Source organism: Hydrogenophaga sp., assembly GCF_041913525.1.
Classification (GTDB): domain Bacteria; phylum Pseudomonadota; class Gammaproteobacteria; order Burkholderiales; family Burkholderiaceae_C; genus Hydrogenophaga.
The window spans coordinates 390,203-412,567 of the sequence record NZ_JAYSFD010000002.1 but is presented as its reverse complement, the minus strand read 5'-3'; the positions used below and the strand labels follow the sequence as shown (position 1 = coordinate 412,567).

The following is a 22,365-nucleotide window of genomic DNA, read 5'->3' as shown; positions in this document are numbered from 1 at the left end:
GTGCAATCTCCTGTTTGGTTTATTTGGCGGGGGCCCTGCCCAGCCGCGTGACGAGAAACACCCCTGCCATCACCAGCGCTGTGCCGGCCAGGATGGAAGGATTCAAGGGCTCGCCCAGGATGAACGCGCCCATCAGAATCGTTGACATCGGGCCGATCATGCCGGTCTGCGCCGTCAGGCCTGGCCCGATGCGCTCGATGGCCATCATCACCATCACCACCGGCGCCACGGTGCATGCCGTGGCATTGAGCAGCGACAGCCACAGCACCTCTGGCGCCACGTCGGCCGCGCTCAGGGGGCGCAGCAGCACGAACTGCAGCAGGCACAGCACGCAGGCCACGGTGGTGGCCAGGCTGACCAGGCGCAGCGAGCCCAGGCGCTTGACCATTTCGCCGCTGTAAATGAGGTACAGCGCGTAGCTGATGGCACTGCCAAACACCAGCGCAGCCCCAAACGAGGCGTGCGGGCCTTGCGCGCCCACTTCGTGCCCGAACACCAGCAGAACCCCGGCGTAGCTCACCGCCATGGCCACGATCTGGATGCCGGCGATGGGCCGCTTGAAGAGCAGCCAGCCCAGCACCAGCACGATGGTGGGGTTGAGGTAAAGAATCAGCCGCTCCAGGCTGGCGCTGATGTACTCCAGCCCCCAGAAATCGAGAAAGCTGGCCAGGTAATAGCCGGTCACGCCCAAGCCCAGCACGCCCAGCCAGTCGCGCCGGCGCAGGGGCTCGGGCTTCTGGCCGTTGACGGGGCGGCTGGTCCACCACAGCAGCAGCAGAAACAGCGGCAGCGCGAACAGCATGCGGTACATGATGACCGTCACCGCGTCCACGTTGTAGCGGTACGCCAGCTTGACGACGATGGCCTTGCCACTGAAGGCAATGGCGCCGGCAGACGCCAGCAGAAGGCCGGACAGCAGGTGCGGCGGCCTGGATACAGAGGGGGGCATGCGGTGATTATCGTTGCGCCGACAAACCCCCCGGGCCGCTCAGCCGATCACTGCATGGGCGGCGTGCAGGCCAGCACCTCGTCCAGCGTGGTCAGGCCCTCGGCGGCGCGGGCCGCGCCGGCCAGGCGCAGGGGCCGCATGCCGTCTTGCACCGCCTGCTGGCGCAAGGCCTCCAGGTTGGGTTCGCGACTGACCTTTTCCTTGAAGGCCTCGCTCACCGTGAGCAGTTCGTACAGGCCCATGCGCCCGCGAAAGCCCGTCATGCGGCAGTCCACACAACCCACGGGCCGGTAGGGGCGGTAACCGCCGCTCACCGTCCAGGGCTTGACCAGTTCGGCCATGGCCTGGCGCGAGGCACTGGCGGTGGCCTCGTCTTCGCGCTCGCGGCAGGCGCTGCACAGCGTGCGCACCAGGCGCTGCGCCAGCACGCCCAGCACGGTGGCGTTGATGAGGTATGGGGGAATGCCCAGTTCCAGCAGGCGCATCACGGCCGAAGGCGCGTCGTTGGTGTGCAGGGTGGAGAACACCAGGTGGCCGGTGAGCGCGGCCTGCACCGCCATCTCGGCGGTGGCCAGGTCGCGAATTTCGCCCACCATGATGATGTCCGGGTCTTGCCGCATGAGCGCGCGCAGGCCCTGGGCGAAGTCCAGGTCCAGGTGGGGCTGCACCTGGGTCTGGTTGAAGGCCGGCTCAATCATCTCAATCGGGTCTTCCACCGTGCTCACGTTCACCTCTTCGGTGGCCAGGCGCTTGAGCGTGGCGTAGAGCGTGGTGGTCTTGCCCGAGCCGGTGGGGCCGGTGACCAGCACGATGCCGTGCGGGCGCTGCGTGAGCGCCTCCCAGCGCTGCGCGTCGTGCGGCGCAAAGCCCAGCGCAGACAGGTCTTTCACGGTGGACTCGGGGTCGAAGATTCGCATCACCAGCTTCTCGCCGAAGGCGGTGGGCAGGGTGGACAGGCGCATCTCCACCTCGTCGCCACGCCCGCCCGGGCCAGCGGGCTTGAGGGTTTTGATGCGGCCGTCTTGGGGCCGGCGCTTCTCCACCACGTCCATGCGGCCCAGCAGCTTGATGCGCGAGGTCATGGCGTTCATCACGCCCAGGGGCAGCTGGTACACCGGGTGCAGCACGCCGTCGATGCGAAAGCGGATCACGCCCTGCTCGCGCCGGGGCTCCAGGTGGATGTCGCTGGCGCGCTGGTCAAAGGCGTATTGCCACAACCAGTCCACCACCTGCACCACGCCCTGATCGTTGGCGTCGAGCTGCTTGTTGGCCTTGCCGAGCTCCACCAGTTGCTCGAAGCTGGACAAGGCGTTAGAGCCGCCCAGCTTGCTGGCCGCGCGCACCGACTTGGCCAGCGCGAAAAACTCGGCCGTGTAGCGCGCGATGTCTTGTGGGCTGGCCAGCACCAGGCGCACGGTCTTGCGGGTCTGGCGCTCGACCTCGCCCACCCAGTCGCGCACAAAGGGCTCGGCCGTGGCCACCACCACCTCGGTGGGCCCCACCTGCACCGGCAAGACCTTGTGGCGCTCGGCGTAGGCCGCGCTCATCACGTCGGCCACCTTGCCCACGTCCACCTTCAGCGGGTCGATGCGCAGGTAGCCCAGGCCGGTGCGGCGGGCCAGCCATTCGGTGAGGGCCTCGGCGTCCAGCACGCGGCCGTCGGCGCCCGACATGCCCACCACCGACAGGCGCTGCAGCGGCGGCTGCGCGCTGTGGGCCGACGAGCAGCGGGCCACGGTGCGGTCGGCCTCGTCGGGCGTGATCACGCCGTCGGCGCGCAGCCAGTTCACCAGCGTGCGCCAGTCCAGCGGGCCGTGGTGCTCAGTGGCGGGGAGCGCGGCGTGCTTCATGGCTTATTTGGCGATGGGTTTGAACAGGCGCATCCACTTCACCGCCGGCAGGCCCCAGCGCGACTGGATCTCTTCGGCCCGCGCCAGCAGGGCCATGCGCGTGGGGTGCTGCGGCGTGCGCTGCGCCAGCACGATGGTGTTGCCTTCGCGCGTGGGCTTGAAGGCCCACACCGCGTCTTCGCCAAAGGCCTGGGCGATGCTGGCCAGCGAGCGCTCGTAACTGGCGTCGCGGCCAAAGAGGTTCACCGTCATGCAGCCTTCGTCGGTGAGCAACTGACGGCAATCGGCGTAGAAGTCGGCGCTGTCGAGCACGGGCGCGGCGGCCTCGTGGTCGTACAGGTCCACCTGCACTGCATCAAAGCGGCCCAGGTGCTGCGGCTGGCGGATCTCCTGGCCGGCGTCGGCCAGCAGCACGCGCAGGCGGGCGCTCTCGGGCGGCAGCTTGAACCACTGGCGGCACACCGCCAGCACCTGCGGGTTGATTTCGATGGCCGTGGTGTCCATGCGCAGCTTCTTGAAGCAGAACTTGGTCAACGCGGCCGAGCCCAGGCCCAGTTGCAGGGCGCGGCGCTTGGGCACGGTGTCGGGGTCGACGAAGAGCAGCCAGGCCATCATGCGCTGCACATAGTCCAGCTCGATGTCAAAGGGAGAGTCCAGCAGCATGGAGCCCTGGATCCACTCGGTGCCCAGGTGCAGGAAGCGCACCTCGCCGTCTTCGGAAATGGTGACCTCGGGCAAGGTCGGGGGTCGGGAAGAAGCCATCGCCCGATTATGGGCGTGCCACACCATGGCGCCGCAGCACCTCGGCCCAGGCCTCGCGCTTGCGCTGGAACGACCAGCCCGCGTTGGCCGGGCTGGTGGACGGCAGGCGGTACACCGGCAGGCCCAGCGCGCGGGTGTGGCGCGCGTGGCGAAAGCTCTCGCCACCGTTGTGGGCGATGGCCTCCAGGCGCGGGCAATGCTGGCGCAGCGAAGCCAGGTCATTGAGCACCGGCTCGCGGATGTCGCTGTCCAGGCTGCCTTCGCGCTCGCAACTGGCGTACACGTCCCACAGGCCCAGGCCGTGCTCGCGCAGGGCCTGCACGCGCTCGGCGTAAGGCCGCTGCGCCAGGGGCAGGCCCCACAGCTCGCCCAGGATCTTCCAGAAGGCGTTTTGCGGGTGGCCGTAGTACTGCTGGGCGCGCAGCGAAGCCACGCCGGGGAAGCTGCCCAACACGATGAGCCGCGTGTCGGCGTCCAACACCGGCCCCAGGCCCTGCAGGCGGGGCTCGCTCATGGCCAAGCCTCAAGCAACGGGCGCAGCCGGGGCAGCGCGGCCAAGGCGTTTTCGGTGGTGGCCTCTTGCACGGCTTCCTGGCTGAGCCCGCGCAGCTCGGCCAGCACCGCGCCGATGCGGGGCAGCTCGGCCGGCGTGTTCACGCCTTGTGCCCGGCCGGCGGCGCGCTCGGCGGCGGTGGTGTAGAGCCACTGGGGCGGAATGTCGGGCGCGTCGGTCTCCAGCACCAGGGCCTGCAGCGGCAAGGTGCGGGCCAGCTCGCGCAGGCGGCGCGCGGGCTCAAAGGTCATGGCGCCGCCGAAGCCCAGCTTGAAGCCCAGGTCAATGAAGGCGCGCGCCTGCTGTTCGCTGCCGCTGAACGCGTGGGCAATGCCACCGCAGACGGGCAACTCGCGCAGGGCCTTGAGCAGCGCGTCGGCGCTGCGCCGCACGTGCAGGATCACCGGCAGCCGGTGCTGGCGCGCCAGGCGAAGCTGCGCGCGGTACACGGCCAGCTGGCGCTCGCGCATGGCGGGCTCACACAGCTCGGGCACGAAAAAGTCCAGCCCGATCTCGCCCACGGCCACCAGGCGCGGGGCATCGCGGTGGGCGCTGAGCTGGGCATCGAGCGCGGCCAGGTCGTCGTCGCTGGCGCGGGGCACGTAGAGCGGGTGAATGCCCAGGGCATAGGCATCGCCCAGGCGATGGGCCAGCGCGCGCACGGTGTCGAAGTTGGCCCGCTCCACGGCCGGGATGACGCAGCGCCCCACGCCCAGCGCGGTGGCGCGCGCACGGGCCTCAATGGCCCCGGCGTGGTCAGGCCCGAACTCGGGGGCGTCGAGGTGGCAGTGGGTGTCGATCCACATGGCCGCCAGCACCCAGGGTCAGGTGAGCACGCCGCTGGTCAGGCGCAGCACACGGTGGCAGCGGGCGGCCAGGGTCTCGTCGTGGGTGACGACGATGAAAGCCGTGCCCTGGTCGCGCGCCAGCTCCAGCATGAGCTGGAACACGCCTTCCGCGGTGGCGCGGTCCAGGTTGCCGGTGGGCTCGTCGGCCAGCACGCAGGCTGGCCGCGTGACCAGCGCCCGCGCAATGGCCACGCGCTGGCGTTCGCCGCCCGACAGCTCGGCCGGCCGGTGGTGCAAGCGCCCGGCCAGGCCCACGCGCGTGAGCATGGCCTCGGCCTGCTTCGCGGCCTGGGCGCGCGGCGCACGGCGAATCCACAGCGGCATGGCCACGTTGTCCCGCGCGCTGAACTCGGGCAGCAAGTGGTGGAACTGATAGACGAAACCCAGGTACTGGTTGCGCAGGGCGCCTTGCTGGGCCGCGCTGAGCGAGGCCAGGTTCTGCCCGGCCAGTGTGACGCTGCCGGCCGTGGGCACGTCCAGCCCGCCCAGCAGGTGCAGCAGCGTGCTCTTGCCCGAACCCGATGCGCCCACGATGGCCAGGGTTTCGCCCGTGCGCACGGTGAGGTCTACGCCTTGCAGCACGGTCACGTCCAGCCGGCCTTCGGTGAAGCGTTTGGTGAGGCCGGTGGCGCTCAACACCACCGGCGGGTTGGGGGCCTTGGCGCCTTCGGCCCGAACAGTCACTTGTTCACTCATATCTCAGGGCCTCGGCGGGGTTCACGCGGCTGGCGCGCCAGCTCGGGTACAGCGTGGCCACAAAGGCCAGCGCCAGGGAAATCAGGCCCACGGGCACGATGTCGCCGCGCTGCGGGTCGCTGGGCATGCGGCTGATGAGGTAGATGTCCTGCGGCAGGAAGCTCGCGCCCAGCAGTCGCTCCAGCGCCGGCACGATGGTGTCGATGTTGAAGGCCACGCCCAGGCCCAGCAGCAGGCCCACGCCGGTGCCGATCACGCCCACCATGGCGCCCTGCACCACGAACACGCCCATGATGCTGCGTGGGCTGGCGCCCAGGGTGCGCAGGATGGCGATGTCGGCGCGCTTGTCGGTCACCGTCATCACCAGCGTGGACACCAGGTTGAACGCCGCCACCGCCACGATGAGCGTGAGGATGATGAACATCATGCGTTTCTCCAACTGCACGGCGGCGAACCAGGTGCGGTTCTGGCGCGTCCAGTCGCGCACCAGCATGCCGGGGTCAAGCTGACCGGCCAGCTCGGCGGCCACCTCGCGGGCGGCGTGCAAGTCCTTGATCTTCACGCGCACGCCGGTGGGGCCTTCCACGCGAAAGATGCGCGCGGCGTCGTCCACGTGCAGCATGGCTAGGGCCGAGTCGTATTCGTAATGGCCGGAATCGAAGGTGCCCACCACCGCCATGGTGCGCACGCGGGGCACCACGCCGGCCGGCGTCACCTGGCCGCTGGGCGCGATCAGCGTGACGGTGTCGCCCGCCACGACGCCCAGGCTGCGCGCCAGTTCGCCGCCCAGCACGATGCCGAATTCGCCCGGGCGCAGGCGCGGCAGCACGGTGTCGGACAGGTCGGCCGCGAGATCGGTGACCTTGGGCTCCAGCGCGGGGTCAATGCCGCGCACCAGCACACCCTTCATGTCTTCGCCACGGGCGATCAGCGCCTGCGCGCCCACGAAGGGCGCCGCGCCCAGCACGGCCGGGTGGCGCTCGATGGTGGCCAGGGTGCCGGGCAAATCGGCAATGGCCTGGCCGCCGGCATCGAACACCTCAATGTGCGAGAGCACACCCAGCATGCGGTCGCGCACCTCTTTCTGAAAGCCGTTCATCACCGACAGCACGATGATGAGCGCCGCCACCCCCAGCGAAATGCCCAGCATGGACACGCCCGAGATGAAGGAGATGAAGCCGTTGCGCCGCGTGGCGCGGCCGGCGCGGGTGTAGCGCCAGCCCAGGATCAGTTCGTAGGGGATCTGCATAAGACGAGACCAGGCGCCCGGCCATCAGGGGTCCGGCCTTTAGGCGCGGGGGGCATTGTGGCATCCCCGACAATCGGGACATGTCCCCGTCCCCGAAGGCCCCAGAGCCCCACGCCCACTTGCTGCTGCCCTTTGCCGGCGTGGCCGAGCCCGCGGCCATGCAAGCCCTGCGCGGCACGCCACTGCCCACCTTGTCGGCCTTGCTGGCGCGCTTGCAAAGCACCGCCGAACACGGCACCGACGAGTTCAGCCTGAGCCCGCCGCACGAACACGCCCTGGCCTGGGCTCGCGGCCTGCCCGCCGTGGACGGCCAACTGCCCTGGGCCGCCCTGGACAGCGCCGAGCCCGGCCTGCCCCAGGCCTGGTTCCACCCCGCGCATTTCCAGGTGGGCATGGACCACGTGAGCCTGGTGCCGGCCGAGCACCTGGGCCTGGACGACACCCACGCCCGCCCCCTGTTCGACGCCCTGGCCCCGCTGTGCGCCGAAGACGGCGTGGGCCTGCGCTACCTCGGCCCCACGCGCTGGCTGGCCAGCGGCGAGCGCCTGCGTGGCCTGGCCTGCGCCAGCCTGGACCGCGTGGCCGGTCGCTCGATAGCGCCCTGGCAACCGCAAGGCGAGGGCGCGGCCTGGCTCAAGCGCCTGCAAAGCGAGGCGCAAATGCTCTTCTACACCCACCCGGTGAACGACGCCCGCGAGGCCGCGCGCCAGGCCATCGTCAACGGCTTCTGGGCCAGCGGCGCGGGCGCCCACGCAGGTGCCGCCCTGGCGCCTAGCCCGGTGGTGGACGATCGACTGCGCGAGGCCGCGCTGCGCGCCGACTGGGCCGCCTGGCGCCAGGCCTGGGCCACGCTGGACGCCGAGGTGCTGCCCGCCTGGCGCGAGCGCCTGGCGCGCGGCGAGCCGGTGGCCATCACCCTGTGCGGCGAGCGCCTGGCCCGCACCTTCACCCCCTCCAACGCGGGCTGGCTGGCCCGCCTGGGCCAGCGCCTGCGCCCGGCCCCCACCGCTCACTCTGTGCTCGACGCGCTATGAAAATCATCACCCGAGACGTGCCCCCGCGAAGCGCCTGGGCACTGGAACAAAGCGGCCTGCACCCGCTGCTGGCCCGCCTGTTCGCCGCGCGCGGCATCCGCAGCCCCGACGAGCTGGACGACGCCCTGGCGCGCCTGCTGCCGCCCTCCACCCTGCTCGGCGCGGCCGAGGCCGCCCGCGCCCTGGCCGACGCCATCGCGCAAGGCAAGCGCCTGTGCATCGTGGCCGACTACGACTGCGACGGCGCCACCGCCTGCGCCGTGGGGCTGCGCGGCCTGAAGCTGCTGGGCGCGCCGCACGTGCAGTACCTGGTGCCCGACCGCGTGGTGGACGGCTACGGCCTCACGCCCGCCATCGCCAAGCGGGTGAAGGCCGCCGGGGCCGACGTGCTCATCACCGTGGACAACGGCATCGCCAGCCTGGAAGGCGTGCGCGCCGCACGCGAACTGGGCCTGCAGGTCATCGTCACCGACCACCACCTGCCCGCCCAGCAAGACGGCCAGACCGTGCTGCCCACCGACTGTCTGATCGTCAACCCCAACCAGCCGGGCTGCACCTTCGAGAGCAAGTCCATCGCCGGCGTGGGCGTGATGTTCTACGTGCTGCTGGCGCTGCGCGCCGAGCTGCGCGAGCGCGGGGTGTTCACCGCCCAGAGCCAGCCCAAGATCGACACCCTGCTGCCCCTGGTGGCCCTGGGCACCGTGGCCGACGTGGTCAAGCTCGACGCCAACAACCGCCGCCTGGTGGCCCAGGGCCTCAAGCGCGTGCGGGCCGGCGCCATGCCGCCCGGCATGGCCGCGCTGTTTCGGGCAGCCGCCCGCAAGCCCGAGGCCGCCACCAGCTTCGATTTCGGCTTCGCCCTGGGCCCGCGCCTGAACGCGGCCGGCCGCCTGGCCGACATGACCCTGGGCATCGAGTGCCTGACCACCGACGACGAAGGCCGCGCCGAGGAACTGGCGCGCACGCTGGACGGCATCAACCGCGAGCGCAAGAACATCGAAGGCGAAATGCGCGAGATGGCCATGGAGATCGCCGAGTCGATGTTCGACGAGAGCGAGCAGCCGCCGCCCGCGCTGGTGGTGTTCGACCCCGACTTCCACGAGGGCGTGGTGGGCATCGTGGCCTCGCGCCTGAAAGACAAGCTGCACCGCCCCACCTTCGTGTTCGCGGCCAGTGCCGCGCCCGGCAAAGAGCACGAGCTCAAGGGCTCGGGCCGTTCCATTGCCGGCTTTCACCTGCGCGACGCGCTCGACCTGGTGGCCAAACGCCACCCGGGTGTGCTGCTGCGCTTTGGCGGCCACGCCATGGCCGCCGGCTGCACCGTGGCCGAAGAGCACATCGAGACCTTCGAGATGGCCCTGCAACAGGTGGCGCACGAGTGGCTGGACGAGGCCACGCTGCAGCGCCGCCTGGAAGCCGACGGCCCGCTGGAGCCGCAGTACCGCCGGCCCGACCTGGTGGACACGCTGCACCAGCAGGTGTGGGGCCAGGGCTTCGCGCCCCCGGTGTTCTGCGAAGAAGTGCAGGTGATCAGCCAGCGCCTGGTGGGCGAGAAGCACCTGTCATTGAAGATTCGCCACCAAGGCGACGCGGTGGACGCGATCTGGTTCGGCCACAGCGAACCGCTGCCCACGCGGGTAAAGATCGCCTTCCGGCTGGACGCGGACGAGTGGCAGGGCCAGCGCCGCGTGCGTTTTCTGGTGGAAGCCGCGGAGCTGTAAGCCCCGAGGGGTGAGCCCTGTGCCGTGAACCTCAGGCGGGGCCCACCAGGGCCTCGCGCACCGCGGCGAGCTGGCGCCGCGAGACCGACAGGCGCTCGTTCACGCCATCGAGCCGCACCATCCAGCCCTCGCCTTCACCATCGCCACCGTGGCTCACTTTTTCCACGGCGCGCACGGCCTTGCGCGAGACCAGCGCGTTGCGGTGCACGCGCACGAACAGGTGGCCGTAGCGCTGCTCCAGGTCGCTCAGGGCGCCGTCGTAGATGTGCTCTTTCTCGCGCGTGCGCACGGTGATGTACTTGAGCTCGGCCTTGAGATAGACCACATCGGTCAGCGCCACGCGCTCGCTACGGCCACGCTCTTGAATGATCAGGCACTCGGGCAGGCCAGCGTCTGCCAGGGGTTCCTTGGGCGCGCTTTGTTTCTGCACTTTTTGCAGCGCTTGCTGCAGGCGCTCGCGGCGCACGGGCTTGGTGAGGTAGTCCACGGCCTCCAGGTCAAAGGCCTGCACAGCGTGCTCCGCGTGCGCAGTGACGAACACCACCGCAGGCGGCGCCGGCATCTGGCGCAGCGTGGCCGCCAGGGCCATGCCATCCACGCCGGGCATGTGAATGTCGAGCAGCACCAGGTTGCAGCCGGTGCGCTGGATCTGCTCCATGGCCTGCACGGCGTTGCCCGCCTCGCCAACGACCTCGGCGCGGGGATCCACGCATTCGCTGAGCAAGGTGCGAAGGCGCGAGCGCGCGAGCGCCTCATCGTCCACGATCAGAACCTTCAGATCCATCTCACGCCCCTCTTGCTGGTCGGGTTGCACATCCCCGCGGTTATAACGGTATTTCAAGGCGCACCTGGAACAGGCCATTGACCAAGGCGCTCTGGAAACGGCCATGCACGTCGTGCAGCAGTGTCAGGCGCTGGCGCACGTTGTCGAGAGCCAGGCCGTTGCCGCGGCGCCCGCTACCGCCCGGCACGGTGTTGGTGACCTTGATCACCACCACAGCACCACGGCGCTGCGTGCTGATGCGCACCACCGCGCCCGTTGGACTGGGCTCCACCCCATGCTTCACCGCGTTCTCCACCAGGGGCTGCAGGATCAGGGGCGGCAGGCGGGCCTTGGAGGCCGATTCGTCAATGCTCCATTCCACCCGCAAGCGCTCGCCGAAGCGCACCTGTTCGATGGCCAGGTAGTGCTCGGCCAGCTCCAGTTCCTGGCGCAGCGGCACCGCCTCTTTGGTGTCGGCCAGCGCGTGGCGAAACAGCTCGCTCAGGTCTTCGAGCAGGTTCTCGGCCTTGGCCGGCTCTTCGCGCACCAGGGCAATAGCGCTGTTGAGCGAATTGAACAGAAAGTGCGGCCGGATGCGAGCCTGCAGCTCGGCCAGTTGGGCCTTGGTGCTGGCCGGCATTTGTGCGCGAGCGCGCCACACCAGGCCCGCCACCATGACGCCGGCCACCAAAGCACCCGCGCTGGCGCTGGCCAGGGCGTGCTGCAGGTCGGCAAAGCCCATCCAGGCCAGCAGGCCCAGGCCATACAGGCCGCACAAGGCGCCCAGCGCAAGTCCGGCGGCCCACTGGCCGCTGGGCTGCAGCCGCGCCAGCAGGCGCTTGCACGCGCACACCACCAGCAGCCAGGTGAGCATGGCGGGCAAGGCGGCGCCAGTGAGCAAGGCAAAGCGCAGCAGCCAGTCGTTCAGGCCTTGGGCCAAGAACAGGGCGCCCACCGCCACGATGGCCTCCACCAGCATCACGGCCCGCAAGACCACGCCCACCTGGCAGGTATCGAACACCTGCACGCGGGCACGCACGTGCTCGGGCATGTCGGCCAATGGCCGCGGGCGCGTGGCGTGGGAGAGGTCTTGGAAGGTCGATAAAATTCGCGAATCTTTCACGGGAAGCGATTCCGTTCTGGGGTCGGTCGGCCACCCGGGCCCGATAGCTGCACCAGCCACTTCCGTCCATCCCCTTCCAGCCGCTGGCAACACCATGTCCACCAACCAACTCGACAAGAAATCCGAAGCCTGGTCCGCCCTATTCTCGGAGCCCATGAGCGAGCTGGTCAAGCGATACACCGCCAGCGTTTTCTTTGACAAGCGCCTGTGGCGCGCCGACATCGCGGGCAGCCTGGCGCACGCCGAGATGCTCTCGGCGCAGGGCATTATCGGTGCGCAAGACCTGGCCGACATCCAGCGCGGCATGGCCCAGATCACCAGCGAGATCGAGGCGGGCACCTTCGAGTGGAAGCTCGATCTCGAAGACGTGCACCTCAACATCGAAGCCCGCCTGACGCAACTCGTGGGCGACGCCGGCAAGCGCCTGCACACCGGCCGCAGCCGCAACGACCAGGTCGCCACCGACGTGCGCCTGTGGCTGCGCGACGAGATCGACCTGATTGGCGGCCTGCTCACCGACCTGCAAAAGGCCCTGGTGGAAGTGGCCAGCCGCAACGTCGAGGTCATCCTGCCCGGCCTCACCCACCTGCAAGTGGCGCAGCCGGTGAGCTTTGCGCACCACCTGCTGGCCTATGTGGAAATGTTCAGCCGCGACGCCGAGCGCTTCGCCGACGTGCGCCGCCGCACCAACCGCCTGCCCCTGGGCTCAGCGGCTCTCGCCGGCACCACCTACCCGCTGGACCGCGAGCGCGTGGCCAAGACGCTGGGCATGGAAGGCGTTTGCCAGAACAGCCTGGACGGCGTGAGCGACCGCGACTTCGCCATCGAGTTCAGCGCCGCGGCCTCGCTGTGCATGGTGCACATCAGCCGCTTCAGCGAAGAACTCATTCTGTGGATGAGCCAGAACTTCGGCTTCGTGAAGATCGCCGACCGCTTCACCACCGGCTCGTCGATCATGCCGCAGAAGAAAAACCCCGACGTGCCCGAACTCGCGCGCGGCAAGACCGGCCGCGTGGTCGGTCACCTGATGGGCCTGATCACCCTGATGAAGGGCCAGCCGCTGGCCTACAACAAGGACAACCAGGAAGACAAAGAGCCGCTGTTCGACACGGTGGACACGCTCAAGGACACGCTGCGCATCTTCTGCGAGATGGTGGGCGGCCAGGTGAACCCGGCCACCGGCCAGAAGGAAGGCGGCATCACGGTGAACGCCGCCGCCATGGAGGCCGCCGCCAACAAGGGCTACGCCACCGCCACCGACCTGGCCGACTACCTGGTGAAGAAGGGCCTGCCCTTCCGCGACGCGCACGAAACCGTGGCCCACGCCGTGAAGGCCGCCACCAGCCACAACTGCGACCTGTCCGAGCTGCCGCTGGCCGTGCTGCAGGGCTTCCACCCCAGCATCGAGAAAGACGTGTACGAGGTGCTGAGCCTGCGCGGTTCGCTCAACGCCCGCAACACCCTGGGCGGCACGGCGCCGGCGCAGGTGCGCGCCCAGATCGAGCGCCACCTCGCCCGCCTTGGCTGACCGCAGCGAGGGCGACGTGCAGGCTTCCGGCGCGCCCTCTCCTGTTCCCACCACCTTCACCACCGACGACGGCGTCACGCTGCGCGGCCACTGGTGGCACGCCGACAGCGCTGACGCCCAGCGCCCGGTGGTGCTCGTCAACGCCGCCACCTCGGTGCGCGCGGCCTACTACCACCGCTTCGCCGCCTACCTGCAGCGGCACGGCATGGACGTGCTCACCTACGACTACCGGGGCATCGGCGAATCGCGCCCGCGCACGCTGCGCGGCTTTCACGCCGGCTGGTACGACTGGGGCCGCCACGACACCGAAGCCGCCATTCAAGAGGCCGTGCGGCAGTGCCCGGGGCAGCCGCTGCTGTTCGTGGGCCACAGCATTGGCGGTGCACTGATCGGCCTGGCGCCTTCGCACACCGCCGTGCAGCGCCTCTTCACCATGGGCGCACAGTTCGCCCACTGGCCCGATTACGCGGCCCAGCGCCGCCTGGGCCTGCGCCTGAAATGGCACCTGGTGATGCCGGTGCTCACCGCCGCCCTGGGCTATTTCCCGGGCCAGCGCCTGGGCTGGCTGGAAGACACCCCGCGCGGCGTGGTGCGCGACTGGACAGCACCGGCCGAGCGCCTGGAAGACCTCTTTGCCCACGGGCGCGGCTCGCGCCGCCTGAGCCCGACCGAGCGGCAGGCCCTGGCGGCGCACATGGCCCGCTTGCAAGCGCCCATCCTGGCGCTGGGCACCAGCGATGACGAGTTCGGCACGCCGGCCGCGCTGCAGCGCCTGCTGCGCCAGTTCCCGCACGCGCCGGCCATTCACTGGCACCTGCGCCCGCAAGACCTGGGCGTGCCGGCCATTGGCCACTTCGCCTTCTTCCACAGCCGCTTTGAGCGCAGCCTCTGGCCCATGGCCCTGCGCTGGCTGCAAGAAGGCCGCCTGGACGAGAACACCCCCGGTCGGCGCCTGAACCCGCCAGCCCAAGCCGCTTGACCTGGGTCAAGCCCCCGGCCAGCCCCCAGCCTTTAAAGTCGCGCCCCATGGACACCACCACCCCCCTCAAACTGGACCTGAACGACGAGATGCGCTGCGGCGACGCGCGCATGGACCACACCCACGAAGAATTCGTGGAAATCGTCAACACCCTGCTGGCCGCCCCGCCCGAGCGCGAACTGGCCGTGTTCCGCGCCCTGCTTGACCACACGGTGGAGCACTTCGCACAAGAAGAGCGCTGGATGCTGGCCACCGGTTTTGCCGCCGGCAATTGCCACGCCACGCAGCACGCCAGCATCCTGGACACCATGCGCGAGGTGCTGCGCCGGGCCGAAGCCGGCCAGACCGAGTTCATCCAGCGCATGGCCGAGGCCCTGGTGGAGTGGTTTCCGATGCACGCCAGCAGCATGGACGCGGGCCTGGCCCTGCACCTGCAATCGGTGGGCTTTGACAGCCAGACCGAAACCCTGGCCGACCCGGCCGCCGTGGTGGCCGAGAGCCTGCACGGCTGCGGCAGCACCGGCTGCCACTGACCCAAAACCGGGCATCTCCCCCAGAAAAGTGCACCAGGCCGCAAACCTGGTGCACTTTTTGCTTTTGCTTGGTGCAGATCGCCAGGCAGTCCCCGTTTTGGCGTTCAACACGCCCCAAAACCGCACAACGCAAACGGAGATTGCTCATGGACGCACCGAAACAGGGCGCAGACGCCCTGTTCATTCTGCTCGGCGGCATCATGGTTCTGGCCATGCACGCCGGCTTCGCCTTTCTGGAACTGGGCACGGTTCGCAAGAAAAACCAGGTGAACGCGCTGGTGAAGATCCTGGTGGACTTCTCGGTCTCCACCATCGCCTACTTCGCCGTGGGCTACGGCGTGGCCTATGGCACGCACTTCTTCATTGGCGCCGATGTGCTGGCCCAGAAGAACGGCTACGACCTCGTGAAGTTCTTCTTCCTGCTCACCTTCGCCGCGGCCATTCCGGCCATCATCTCGGGCGGCATTGCCGAACGCGCCAAGTTCTGGCCGCAGCTCATCGCCACGGCGGTGATCGTGGGCCTGGTGTACCCCTTCTTTGAGGGCATCGCCTGGAACGGCCACTTTGGCGTGCAGGCCTGGATCGAGGCCACCACGGGCGCGGCCTTCCACGACTTCGCCGGCTCGGTGGTGGTGCACGCGGTGGGCGGCTGGATCGCGCTGCCGGCTGTGCTGCTGCTGGGTGCGCGCGCCAACCGCTACCGCAAGGACGGCGCGATCTCGGCCCACCCGCCCAGCAACATTCCCTTCCTGGCCCTGGGCGCCTGGATCCTGATCGTGGGCTGGTTCGGCTTCAACGTGATGAGCGCGCAGACGCTGGACAAGATTTCGGGCCTGGTGGCGGTGAACTCGCTCATGGCCATGGTGGGCGGCACGCTGGCCGCGCTGCTGGCCGGCCGCAACGACCCGGGCTTTGTGCACAACGGCCCGCTGGCTGGCCTGGTGGCCGTGTGCGCCGGCTCTGACGTGATGCACCCGCTGGGCGCGCTGGTGGTGGGCGCGGTGGCCGGGCTGCTGTTCGTGCGCCTGTTCACCCTCACGCAGAACCGCTGGAAGATCGACGACGTGCTGGGCGTGTGGCCGCTGCACGGCCTGTGCGGCACCTGGGGCGGCATCGCCGCTGGCCTCTTCGGCCAGCACGCCTTGGGCGGCCTGGGCGGCGTGAGCCTGGGCGCCCAGTTGCTGGGCACGGCCCTGGGCGTGGGCTGGGCGCTGCTGGGCGGCACCGTGGTGTACGGCGCGCTCAAGGCCACGCTGGGCCTGCGCCTGGACGCCGAATCCGAGCACGACGGCGCTGACCTCACCATCCACAAGATCAGCGCCACGCCGGAGCGCGAAGTCAGCTGGTGAGGCGCTCTCGCAGCGCGGTCTTGAGCACCTTGCCGTAATGGTTCTTGGGCAGGGCGTCCACGATCTCGTAGCGCTTGGGGCGCTTGAAGCGGGCGATGTGGTCCAGGCAGAAGGCGTCGAGCGCGCCGGCCTGCAGCGCCGCGCCGAGCTGGGGCACCACGAAGGCCACCACCACCTCGCCCCACTCGGCGTCGGGCGCGCCCACCACCGCCACCTCGGCCACGCCGGGGGCGTGCAGCAGCACCTCTTCCACCTCGCGCGGGTAGATGTTGCTGCCGCCGCTGATGATGAGGTCTTTGCTGCGGTCTTTCAGGGTAAGAAAGCCGTCGTCGTCCAGCGTGCCCATGTCGCCTGTCCAAAGCCAGCCCTCGCGCAGGGTGGCGGCGCTGGCCTCGGGGTTGCGCCAGTAGCCGGCCATCACGCTGTCGCCCTGCACCAGCACCTCGCCCACCTCGCCCGGGGGCAGCGGCTGGCCTGTTGAGTCGGCCACGCGGATGCGCACCGGCGTCTGCGCCACGCCCACGCTGGCGATGCGCTCGGCCCAGCGCGGGTGGGCACTGTCGGCCAGCGCGGCGCGCGACAGGGCGGTGGCGGTCATGGGCGTCTCGCCCTGGCCGTAGATCTGCACGAAGCGCGGCCCCATGACGGCCAGAGCGCGGCGGATGTCGGCGGCGTACATGGGCGCGCCGCCGTAGACGATGGTTTTGTAGGCCGCCGCGCAGTCGGCCACGCTCAGGCCCTCGGCCTCGGCGTGATCGACCATGCGCTTGACGATGGTGGGCGCGGCGAACAGCGACAGCGGCCCCACCGCGCGGCCCAGGGCGTACAGCTCGGCGGCGTCAAAGCCGCCTGAGACCGGCACCACGTGGCGCGCCCCGGCCATGAGGTGCGGAATGGCGTAGATGCCTGCGCCGTGCGACATGGGCGCGGCGTAGGCGATGGCATCGCCCGGGGCGACGGGGTCCACGTCGTTGAAGTAGGTCAGCCCCATGGTCATGAGGTTGCGGTGGGTGATCATCACGCCCTTGGGCCGGCCGGTGGTGCCGCTGGTGTAGAAGAGCCAGGCGGTGTCGGTGCTGGCGCGCTCGGCCACCGGGGTGGTGTCGATGGGCTCGTCGAGCCAGGCGGTGCAGGCGTCGCCTTCGGCGTCCATCGCGGGCACGCCCAGGGTGGTGGCATCGGGCAGCACGTCGCGCGTGTGGAAGAGCCAGCCGGCCTGGGCGTTGTCCACGATCCACTCCAGCTCTTTGGGGTGCAGCTTGGCGTTCACCGGCACGGCCACCAGGCCCGCCCACCAGATGCCGAACATCAGCTCCAGGTAGCGCGGGTGGTTGCGCATGAACAGCACCACGCGGTCGCCGGGCGCCAGGCCCCGCTGGCGCAGGCGGGCCGCCACGCGGGCGCTGCGTTGGGCCCAGGCCTGGGCGGTGGCGTGTGGCTCGGGGCCATGGAATAGCACGGTGCGCTCGGGGCTGAGCCGGGCGTGGCGTTCCAACAAATGGGCGATGTTCATCAACCGTCTCCTGTGCCATCTGCGTGGCTGGCGGGCATTGTGCCCGGCGTACAGTGGCGGCCATGACGCCCACGTGTCCCCCCTTCATTCAAGCCCTGATGCAGCCCGGCCGTTACCCGCACCCGGTGGCGCAGGTGGAGCGAATCGAGACCCACGGCGCCTGGGTGCTGCTGGCGGGTGAGCACGCCTACAAGATAAAGAAGCCGGTGCGGTTCAGCTTCATGGACTTCAGCACCCTGGCCCGGCGCCGGGCCGCCTGCGAGGCCGAAATGCGCGTGAACCGGCGCTTCGACCCCGAAGGCCACATCTACCTGGCCGCCCTGCCCCTGCTGGGCCCGCCCGAGGTCCCGCGCTGGGGCGACCCCGCCACCGACGCCGAACAGGCCATCGAATGGGCAGTGCACATGCGCCGCTTCGACGAGGCCGGCCGGCTGGACCACCTGTGCCAGCGCGGCGCCCTGAGTGCCGAGGTGCTGGAGGCCCTGGCCGCGCGGGTAGCCGCGTTTCAGCAAGCGGCGGCGGTGGCCGACGCCAGCAGCCCCTGGGGCCAGCCCGTGGACACGCTGGCCCTGGCGCGCGACAACCTCGACACCCTGCAGGCCACGCCCGGCAGCGCGGCGGCCGAGAGTGACTTGGCGGCGCTGCGCCAATGGACCGAGGCCCAGGCCGAGGCCCTGCACCCCGTGCTGCTGCGCCGCCGCGCCGAGGGCCAGGTGCGCGAAGGGCATGGCGACCTGCACCTGGCCAACCTCACGCTCATCAACGGGCAGGCCGTGCCCTTTGACGCCATCGAGTTCAACGACGCGCTGCGCTGGATCGACACCGCCAACGACATCGCCTTCACTTGGATGGACCTGCTCGACCACGGCCAGCCTGGCCTGGCCAACCGCTTCCTCAGCGCCTGGCTGGACGCCAGCGGCGAGGCCGACGCCCCACGGGTGCTGCCCTACTTCGCGGTGTACCGCGCCCTGGTGCGCGCCAAGGTGGCGGCCATTCGCAGCGCGCAGCCTGGCGCCGACCGAGAGGCCGCGCTGGCCGAGGCGCGGCGCTACGTGGCCCTGGCCGGGCGCATCGCGCACCCGCCCACGCCGCAACTGGTGGTGACGCACGGGCTCTCGGGCAGCGGCAAGAGCTGGGCGGCGGCGCGCTGGCTGCAACAAGAGGCCAGCGGCCGGGCCATTCGCCTGCGCTCGGACGTGGAGCGCAAGCGACTGCACGGGCTGGCGCCGCTGGCGGCCAGCGGCTCGGGCGTGAACAGCGGCCTGTACAGCCCACAGGCCCACGGCCAGACCTACCAGCACCTGCGCGAGCGGGCCGAGGCGCTCTTGCGCCAGGGCTGGAACGTGGTGATTGACGCCGCCTGCCTGCGCCGGGCCGAGCGCGATACCTTCGCCGCGCTGGCAAGCGAGCTGGGCATTGCGTGGCACCTGATCGCGCCCCAGACCCCGCTGGACGAGATGCGCCGGCGCATCGCCGCGCGCCGGGGCGACCCGTCCGAGGCCACGCTGGCGGTGCTGGAGCAGCAACTGGGCTGGGTGGAGCCGCTCACCGGCGCCGAGCGCGCCCGGGTGCTGCCCGACTGATGGGCACCCTGCCCCCAAGAATTTTCAAGACCGGGGGGCGCGCTTTCACGCCCCAAGCCGCCGGGCGCTGGCTAACATGCGCCCCACGCCGGGCGGTGCGCCGCCAGCCTGGCCCCCATCCAACACGGAGCCCCCTCGCATGACCGTCATCACCCATGTGGAAGACCTGCGCGTGCTCGCGCAAAAGCGCGTGCCGCGCATGTTCTACGACTACGCCGACTCCGGCGCCTGGACCGAAAGCACCTACCGCGCCAACGAGAGCGACTTCCACAAGATCAAGCTGCGCCAGCGCGTGGCGGTGAACATGGAAAACCGCAGCACGCGCACCACCATGGTGGGCGTGCCCACGGCCATGCCAGTGGCCATCGCGCCCACGGGCCTGACCGGCATGCAGCACGCCGACGGCGAGATCCTGGCCGCGCGCGCGGCGCGCAAGTTCGGCGTTCCGTTCACGCTGTCTACCATGAGCATCTGCTCCATTGAAGACGTGGCCACCCACGCCGGGCCGGGCTTCTGGTTCCAGCTCTACGTGATGAAAGACCGCGCCTTCATCGAGCGCCTGATCGACCGCGCCAAGGCCGCCCAGTGCGGCGCGCTGGTGCTCACGCTGGACCTGCAGATCCTGGGGCAGCGCCACAAAGACCTGAAGAACGGCCTGTCGGCACCGCCCAAGCTGACGGTGAAAAACATGATCAACATCGCCAGCAAGCCGCGCTGGGCGCTGGGCATGCTGGGCACGCACCGCCGCCAGTTCGGCAACATCGTGGGCCACGTGAGCGGCGTGGGCGACATGGGCTCGCTCAGCGAGTGGACGGCCAAGCAGTTCGACCCGGCGCTCAACTGGGGCGACGTGGAATGGATCAAGAAGCGCTGGGGCGGCAAGCTCATTCTCAAGGGCATCATGGACGTGCAAGACGCGCGCCTGGCAGCGCAGTCGGGCGCCGATGCGCTGATCGTGAGCAACCACGGGGGTCGCCAGCTCGATGGCGCGCAAAGCAGCATCGAAGCCCTGCCGGCCATCGTGGACGCGGTGGGCAGCCAGATCGAGGTGCACATGGACGGCGGCGTGCGCAGCGGGCAAGACGTGCTCAAGGCCCGTGCCCTGGGCGCGCGCGGCGTGTACATCGGCCGCGCCATGCTGTACGGCCTGGGCGCCATGGGCGAGGCCGGCGTGAGCAAGTGCCTGGAGATGATCCACAAGGAACTGGACATCACCATGGCCTTCTGCGGCCACACCAACATCGAGAACGTGGACCAGGGCATCCTGCTGCCCGGCACGTTCCCCACGGCATGAGCGACGCACCGACCGCAACGCCCGTGACCAAGGGCGTGAGCCCCTGGTGGCGGGTGCTGAGCATTCTGCTGGCCCTGGCCCTGCTGGTGGGCTGGGCCGCCAGCGCCAGCTTGTACGAGCAACTCAAGGCCCAGATCCAGCACCTGCAGACCCGGCTGGCGCAAGTGCCGCAGGTGCGGCAGATTGCGGTGCTGCTGGATGCCCAGGGCCAGCCCGCCATGCTCATCACCCACAACCCGCAAGAGGCGGCGCTGGCGGTGCAGCGCCTGAACGCGGTGCGCGAGGGCCGCGAAGACAGCATGCAGATCTGGGGCCTGGCGCCGGGGCAGGCGCCGCGCTCGCTGGGCGTGATCACCAGCCGCTACCAGACGCTGCAGTTGCCGCTGAAGGCCGAAGAGCTGCAGGGCCTGAGCGAGCTGGGCATCAGCGCCGAGAACAAAGGCGGCGTGCCCGAGGCCGCCGGCCCCAGCCTGCCCTGGCTGTTCAAGGGCGCGCTGGTGAGCAAGGCCATCTGAGGCGGCCCTGCCACCCCCCGCACAGGCTCAGGCGCCGAACGAGAGCGCACCGGGCGGCAGCGCGCGGCCCAGGGCCTGGGTGAGCACGGTGAAGTGCATGGTCTCGTCGGCCGCCAGGCGCGCGGCCACCTTGGCCAGTTCGCGGTCGCCCATGGCCGGGATGACGCTGAGGTAGGCGTTGGTGGCGCCCAGTTCCAGGCGGGCCGCCAGGTCCAGCACATCGGCCTGGCTCTTGAGCGCGGCGGCGTTGAGCGACTTGGCGTAGTCGTCGATCTTTTTCTCGGCCACGGGCTGCCCGCCGAGCTTGCGGATGGTGGCGGCCAGCGCGTCGCGGTGGGCCTTGTGGTGGCCCTGGAACTGAACCGCCACGTCGAGCACGGGCTTTTGCAGCAGGCCGCTGCCGGCGCCGAGCTGGTAGGCGTTGATGGCCTCGTGCTCCAGGCCCAGCGCGATGTTGAGGATCTCCACGTCTTTGCCAGCGTCGGCCTTCATGCCCTGGGCCAGGGCTTCGCGGCCGGCCAGCATCGACAGGGCCACGGCCGACAAGGTGCCGCCGGTGCGCAGAAAGCCGCGACGGGAAGCGGCGGGAATGAGCGTGGTGTTGAACGGGGTGGTCATGAGGGTTCCTTGGGTGGGTGGTGGTCTGAACGATTCGGGAAGACGTGGCCACGTCGCCCTGGATACGCAGGCCCCACGCGCCCCGGATTCAGAAAACCCCCTCACCCCGCAGGGAGATGCCGGCCCCTCGGGTCAGCGCAGCTCGTACTCGAAAGAGCTGACCACGCGCAGGCGCTTGGTGCGCGAGCGGCCGTCGTCGAAGTCGTTGCCGTCGTCGCCGCTGATGCGGATCACGCCCTGGTTGGCGCTCTTGAGCGGGCCCAGGCGGGCGCCGGCCTCGGCCGCGAACTTCTCGGCCTGCTCGCGTGCGTTGCGCGTGGCCTCGGCCAGGAGCGGGGCCTTGATGTCGTTGAAGCCACGCAACTGGTAGCGCGGGCCACCGGCGCCCTCGCCCTCGGCGCTGAACTGCACGCCGGCCTGAATGAGCGGGTCCAGCGCCAGCGCGGCCTGGGCCACCTCGGCCACGCGGGCGCTGCGCACCAGCACCTGCCCGCTGCCGTTGAAGCGCAGCGGCACATTGCCCTGGGCATAGTCGCGCGCCAGCAGGTCTTGCACGGCCAGGGGACGGGCCTCCAGCTCGGCCTCGGTGAAGCCGCGCTCTTTCAGAAAGGCCAGCACCTTCTCGCGGTCGGCGGCCAGGGCCTGCTGCACGCCGGCGAACTCATTGCCGGCGCGGCGAAAGCCCAGCGTCCAGATGGCGAAGTCGGCCTCCACGTCTTTCTCGGCCAGGCCTTTGACGGCAATGCTGCGGTCGGCCATGCGAAAGCGCTCCAGCCCGCCACTCACGAAAAAACCGGCCAGCGCCACGCCAGCCCCCACCACCAGCGCCACCAGCAGGCGCGATGCGTTGTTCAACATGAAGTCCTCCTTGTGGCGGCCTGCTCACCCGGCCGAAGGGCCAACTG

At 70.0% G+C, this 22,365-nt stretch carries 21 protein-coding genes; 9 read left to right on the top strand and 12 right to left on the bottom strand.

Features of this window, described 5'->3' with window-relative positions:
* Positions 1-19: 19 nt before the first annotated feature.
* Genes ACE3RQ_RS04905 through ACE3RQ_RS04875 form a run of 7 tightly spaced genes read right to left on the bottom strand, consistent with a single transcriptional unit; the run spans position 20 to position 6,907 of the window.
* Positions 20-949, bottom strand: coding sequence for a DMT family transporter (locus ACE3RQ_RS04905; RefSeq protein ID WP_374520477.1), 930 nt, complete (start codon positions 947-949; stop codon positions 20-22).
* 47 nt (positions 950-996) lie between these two features.
* Entirely contained in the window at positions 997-2,799 is a 1,803-nt protein-coding gene (locus ACE3RQ_RS04900; protein ID WP_374520475.1) for a GspE/PulE family protein, read from the bottom strand.
* Positions 2,800-2,802: 3 nt separating this feature from the next.
* Positions 2,803-3,561, bottom strand: coding sequence for a spermidine synthase (locus ACE3RQ_RS04895; RefSeq protein ID WP_374520474.1), 759 nt, complete (start codon positions 3,559-3,561; stop codon positions 2,803-2,805).
* A 7-nt stretch (positions 3,562-3,568) separates the two neighbouring features.
* Positions 3,569-4,075, bottom strand: coding sequence for a DNA-deoxyinosine glycosylase (locus ACE3RQ_RS04890; RefSeq protein ID WP_374520472.1), 507 nt, complete (start codon positions 4,073-4,075; stop codon positions 3,569-3,571).
* Complete coding sequence (locus ACE3RQ_RS04885; RefSeq protein ID WP_374520470.1) at positions 4,072-4,920, bottom strand: TatD family hydrolase; 849 nt, start codon at positions 4,918-4,920, stop codon at positions 4,072-4,074. Before ACE3RQ_RS04885 ends, ACE3RQ_RS04890 begins: the two co-directional genes overlap by 4 nt.
* Positions 4,921-4,938: 18 nt before the next feature.
* Positions 4,939-5,658 carry a lipoprotein-releasing ABC transporter ATP-binding protein LolD gene (lolD, locus tag ACE3RQ_RS04880; RefSeq protein ID WP_374520468.1) on the bottom strand — a complete coding sequence of 240 codons (720 nt, stop codon included), beginning with the start codon at positions 5,656-5,658 and terminating at the stop codon, positions 4,939-4,941.
* The gene (locus ACE3RQ_RS04875) at positions 5,651-6,907 is read right to left on the bottom strand and encodes a lipoprotein-releasing ABC transporter permease subunit (protein ID WP_374520466.1); all 1,257 of its coding nucleotides are present in this window, start codon (positions 6,905-6,907) and stop codon (positions 5,651-5,653) included. Before ACE3RQ_RS04875 ends, lolD begins: the two co-directional genes overlap by 8 nt.
* Before the next feature lie 80 nt (positions 6,908-6,987).
* On the opposite strand from ACE3RQ_RS04875, the gene ACE3RQ_RS04870 reads away from it, so the two are divergent.
* Positions 6,988-7,941, top strand: a complete 954-nt coding sequence (locus tag ACE3RQ_RS04870) for a phosphoglycerate mutase (RefSeq protein WP_374520465.1) — start codon at positions 6,988-6,990, stop codon at positions 7,939-7,941.
* Complete coding sequence (gene recJ, locus ACE3RQ_RS04865) at positions 7,938-9,662, top strand: single-stranded-DNA-specific exonuclease RecJ (RefSeq protein WP_374520463.1); 1,725 nt, start codon at positions 7,938-7,940, stop codon at positions 9,660-9,662. The genes ACE3RQ_RS04870 and recJ overlap by 4 nt, the downstream gene beginning before the upstream one ends.
* Before the next feature lie 31 nt (positions 9,663-9,693).
* Here recJ and ACE3RQ_RS04860 read toward each other — a convergent pair whose 3' ends face one another.
* Both ACE3RQ_RS04860 and ACE3RQ_RS04855 read right to left on the bottom strand, forming a co-directional pair.
* The gene (locus ACE3RQ_RS04860; RefSeq protein ID WP_374520461.1) at positions 9,694-10,446 is read right to left on the bottom strand and encodes a LytR/AlgR family response regulator transcription factor; all 753 of its coding nucleotides are present in this window, start codon (positions 10,444-10,446) and stop codon (positions 9,694-9,696) included.
* Positions 10,447-10,486: 40 nt separating this feature from the next.
* Positions 10,487-11,548 carry a sensor histidine kinase gene (locus ACE3RQ_RS04855; protein ID WP_374520459.1) on the bottom strand — a complete coding sequence of 354 codons (1,062 nt, stop codon included), beginning with the start codon at positions 11,546-11,548 and terminating at the stop codon, positions 10,487-10,489.
* A gap of 94 nt (positions 11,549-11,642) precedes the next feature.
* Between ACE3RQ_RS04855 and argH the strand changes: the two genes are divergently transcribed.
* The 4 genes from argH to ACE3RQ_RS04835 all read left to right on the top strand — a co-directional run bounded on the left by argH (position 11,643) and on the right by ACE3RQ_RS04835 (position 15,937).
* Complete coding sequence (gene argH / locus ACE3RQ_RS04850) at positions 11,643-13,076, top strand: argininosuccinate lyase (RefSeq protein ID WP_374520458.1); 1,434 nt, start codon at positions 11,643-11,645, stop codon at positions 13,074-13,076.
* Positions 13,069-14,055 carry an alpha/beta fold hydrolase gene (locus tag ACE3RQ_RS04845; protein ID WP_374520456.1) on the top strand — a complete coding sequence of 329 codons (987 nt, stop codon included), beginning with the start codon at positions 13,069-13,071 and terminating at the stop codon, positions 14,053-14,055. Before argH ends, ACE3RQ_RS04845 begins: the two co-directional genes overlap by 8 nt.
* A 47-nt stretch (positions 14,056-14,102) precedes the next feature.
* The gene (locus ACE3RQ_RS04840) at positions 14,103-14,588 is read left to right on the top strand and encodes a bacteriohemerythrin (protein ID WP_374520454.1); all 486 of its coding nucleotides are present in this window, start codon (positions 14,103-14,105) and stop codon (positions 14,586-14,588) included.
* A 146-nt stretch (positions 14,589-14,734) separates the two neighbouring features.
* The gene (locus tag ACE3RQ_RS04835) at positions 14,735-15,937 is read left to right on the top strand and encodes an ammonium transporter (RefSeq protein WP_374520452.1); all 1,203 of its coding nucleotides are present in this window, start codon (positions 14,735-14,737) and stop codon (positions 15,935-15,937) included.
* On the opposite strand, the gene ACE3RQ_RS04830 is transcribed toward ACE3RQ_RS04835, so the two are convergent.
* The gene (locus ACE3RQ_RS04830; protein ID WP_374520450.1) at positions 15,927-17,450 is read right to left on the bottom strand and encodes a class I adenylate-forming enzyme family protein; all 1,524 of its coding nucleotides are present in this window, start codon (positions 17,448-17,450) and stop codon (positions 15,927-15,929) included. The two genes, ACE3RQ_RS04835 and ACE3RQ_RS04830, sit on opposite strands and share 11 nt — an antisense overlap.
* Before the next feature lie 62 nt (positions 17,451-17,512).
* On the opposite strand from ACE3RQ_RS04830, the gene ACE3RQ_RS04825 reads away from it, so the two are divergent.
* From ACE3RQ_RS04825 to ACE3RQ_RS04815, 3 genes are all read left to right on the top strand, one after another.
* Positions 17,513-19,033, top strand: coding sequence for an AAA family ATPase (locus ACE3RQ_RS04825; protein ID WP_374520449.1), 1,521 nt, complete (start codon positions 17,513-17,515; stop codon positions 19,031-19,033).
* A gap of 139 nt (positions 19,034-19,172) precedes the next feature.
* Positions 19,173-20,327 (top strand): L-lactate dehydrogenase, encoded by a 1,155-nt coding sequence (locus ACE3RQ_RS04820; protein ID WP_374520447.1) that lies wholly within the window; start codon positions 19,173-19,175, stop codon positions 20,325-20,327.
* The gene (locus tag ACE3RQ_RS04815; RefSeq protein WP_374520445.1) at positions 20,324-20,842 is read left to right on the top strand and encodes an anti-sigma factor domain-containing protein; all 519 of its coding nucleotides are present in this window, start codon (positions 20,324-20,326) and stop codon (positions 20,840-20,842) included. The genes ACE3RQ_RS04820 and ACE3RQ_RS04815 overlap by 4 nt, the downstream gene beginning before the upstream one ends.
* Before the next feature lie 27 nt (positions 20,843-20,869).
* Here ACE3RQ_RS04815 and ACE3RQ_RS04810 read toward each other — a convergent pair whose 3' ends face one another.
* Entirely contained in the window at positions 20,870-21,460 is a 591-nt protein-coding gene (locus ACE3RQ_RS04810; RefSeq protein ID WP_374520443.1) for a ferritin-like domain-containing protein, read from the bottom strand.
* A 132-nt stretch (positions 21,461-21,592) separates the two neighbouring features.
* On the bottom strand, positions 21,593-22,318 hold the full coding sequence (locus tag ACE3RQ_RS04805; protein ID WP_374520441.1) for an SIMPL domain-containing protein: 726 nt from the start codon (positions 22,316-22,318) through the stop codon (positions 21,593-21,595).
* Between the last annotated feature and the right edge of the window lie 47 nt (positions 22,319-22,365).

Coding starts and splice junctions, on each gene's coding strand:
- ACE3RQ_RS04835 (WP_374520452.1), top strand. CDS start 14,735: ATGGACGCACCGAAACAGGGCGCAGACGCCCTGTTCATTCTGCTCGGC.
- argH (WP_374520458.1), top strand. CDS start 11,643: ATGTCCACCAACCAACTCGACAAGAAATCCGAAGCCTGGTCCGCCCTA.
- ACE3RQ_RS04875 (WP_374520466.1), bottom strand. CDS start 6,907: ATGCAGATCCCCTACGAACTGATCCTGGGCTGGCGCTACACCCGCGCC.
- ACE3RQ_RS04890 (WP_374520472.1), bottom strand. CDS start 4,075: ATGAGCGAGCCCCGCCTGCAGGGCCTGGGGCCGGTGTTGGACGCCGAC.
- ACE3RQ_RS04870 (WP_374520465.1), top strand. CDS start 6,988: ATGTCCCCGTCCCCGAAGGCCCCAGAGCCCCACGCCCACTTGCTGCTG.
- ACE3RQ_RS04840 (WP_374520454.1), top strand. CDS start 14,103: ATGGACACCACCACCCCCCTCAAACTGGACCTGAACGACGAGATGCGC.
- ACE3RQ_RS04900 (WP_374520475.1), bottom strand. CDS start 2,799: ATGAAGCACGCCGCGCTCCCCGCCACTGAGCACCACGGCCCGCTGGAC.
- ACE3RQ_RS04805 (WP_374520441.1), bottom strand. CDS start 22,318: ATGTTGAACAACGCATCGCGCCTGCTGGTGGCGCTGGTGGTGGGGGCT.
- ACE3RQ_RS04815 (WP_374520445.1), top strand. CDS start 20,324: ATGAGCGACGCACCGACCGCAACGCCCGTGACCAAGGGCGTGAGCCCC.
- ACE3RQ_RS04905 (WP_374520477.1), bottom strand. CDS start 949: ATGCCCCCCTCTGTATCCAGGCCGCCGCACCTGCTGTCCGGCCTTCTG.
- ACE3RQ_RS04830 (WP_374520450.1), bottom strand. CDS start 17,450: ATGAACATCGCCCATTTGTTGGAACGCCACGCCCGGCTCAGCCCCGAG.
- ACE3RQ_RS04895 (WP_374520474.1), bottom strand. CDS start 3,561: ATGGCTTCTTCCCGACCCCCGACCTTGCCCGAGGTCACCATTTCCGAA.
- ACE3RQ_RS04810 (WP_374520443.1), bottom strand. CDS start 21,460: ATGACCACCCCGTTCAACACCACGCTCATTCCCGCCGCTTCCCGTCGC.
- ACE3RQ_RS04820 (WP_374520447.1), top strand. CDS start 19,173: ATGACCGTCATCACCCATGTGGAAGACCTGCGCGTGCTCGCGCAAAAG.
- ACE3RQ_RS04860 (WP_374520461.1), bottom strand. CDS start 10,446: ATGGATCTGAAGGTTCTGATCGTGGACGATGAGGCGCTCGCGCGCTCG.
- recJ (WP_374520463.1), top strand. CDS start 7,938: ATGAAAATCATCACCCGAGACGTGCCCCCGCGAAGCGCCTGGGCACTG.
- lolD (WP_374520468.1), bottom strand. CDS start 5,658: ATGAGTGAACAAGTGACTGTTCGGGCCGAAGGCGCCAAGGCCCCCAAC.
- ACE3RQ_RS04885 (WP_374520470.1), bottom strand. CDS start 4,920: ATGTGGATCGACACCCACTGCCACCTCGACGCCCCCGAGTTCGGGCCT.
- ACE3RQ_RS04825 (WP_374520449.1), top strand. CDS start 17,513: ATGACGCCCACGTGTCCCCCCTTCATTCAAGCCCTGATGCAGCCCGGC.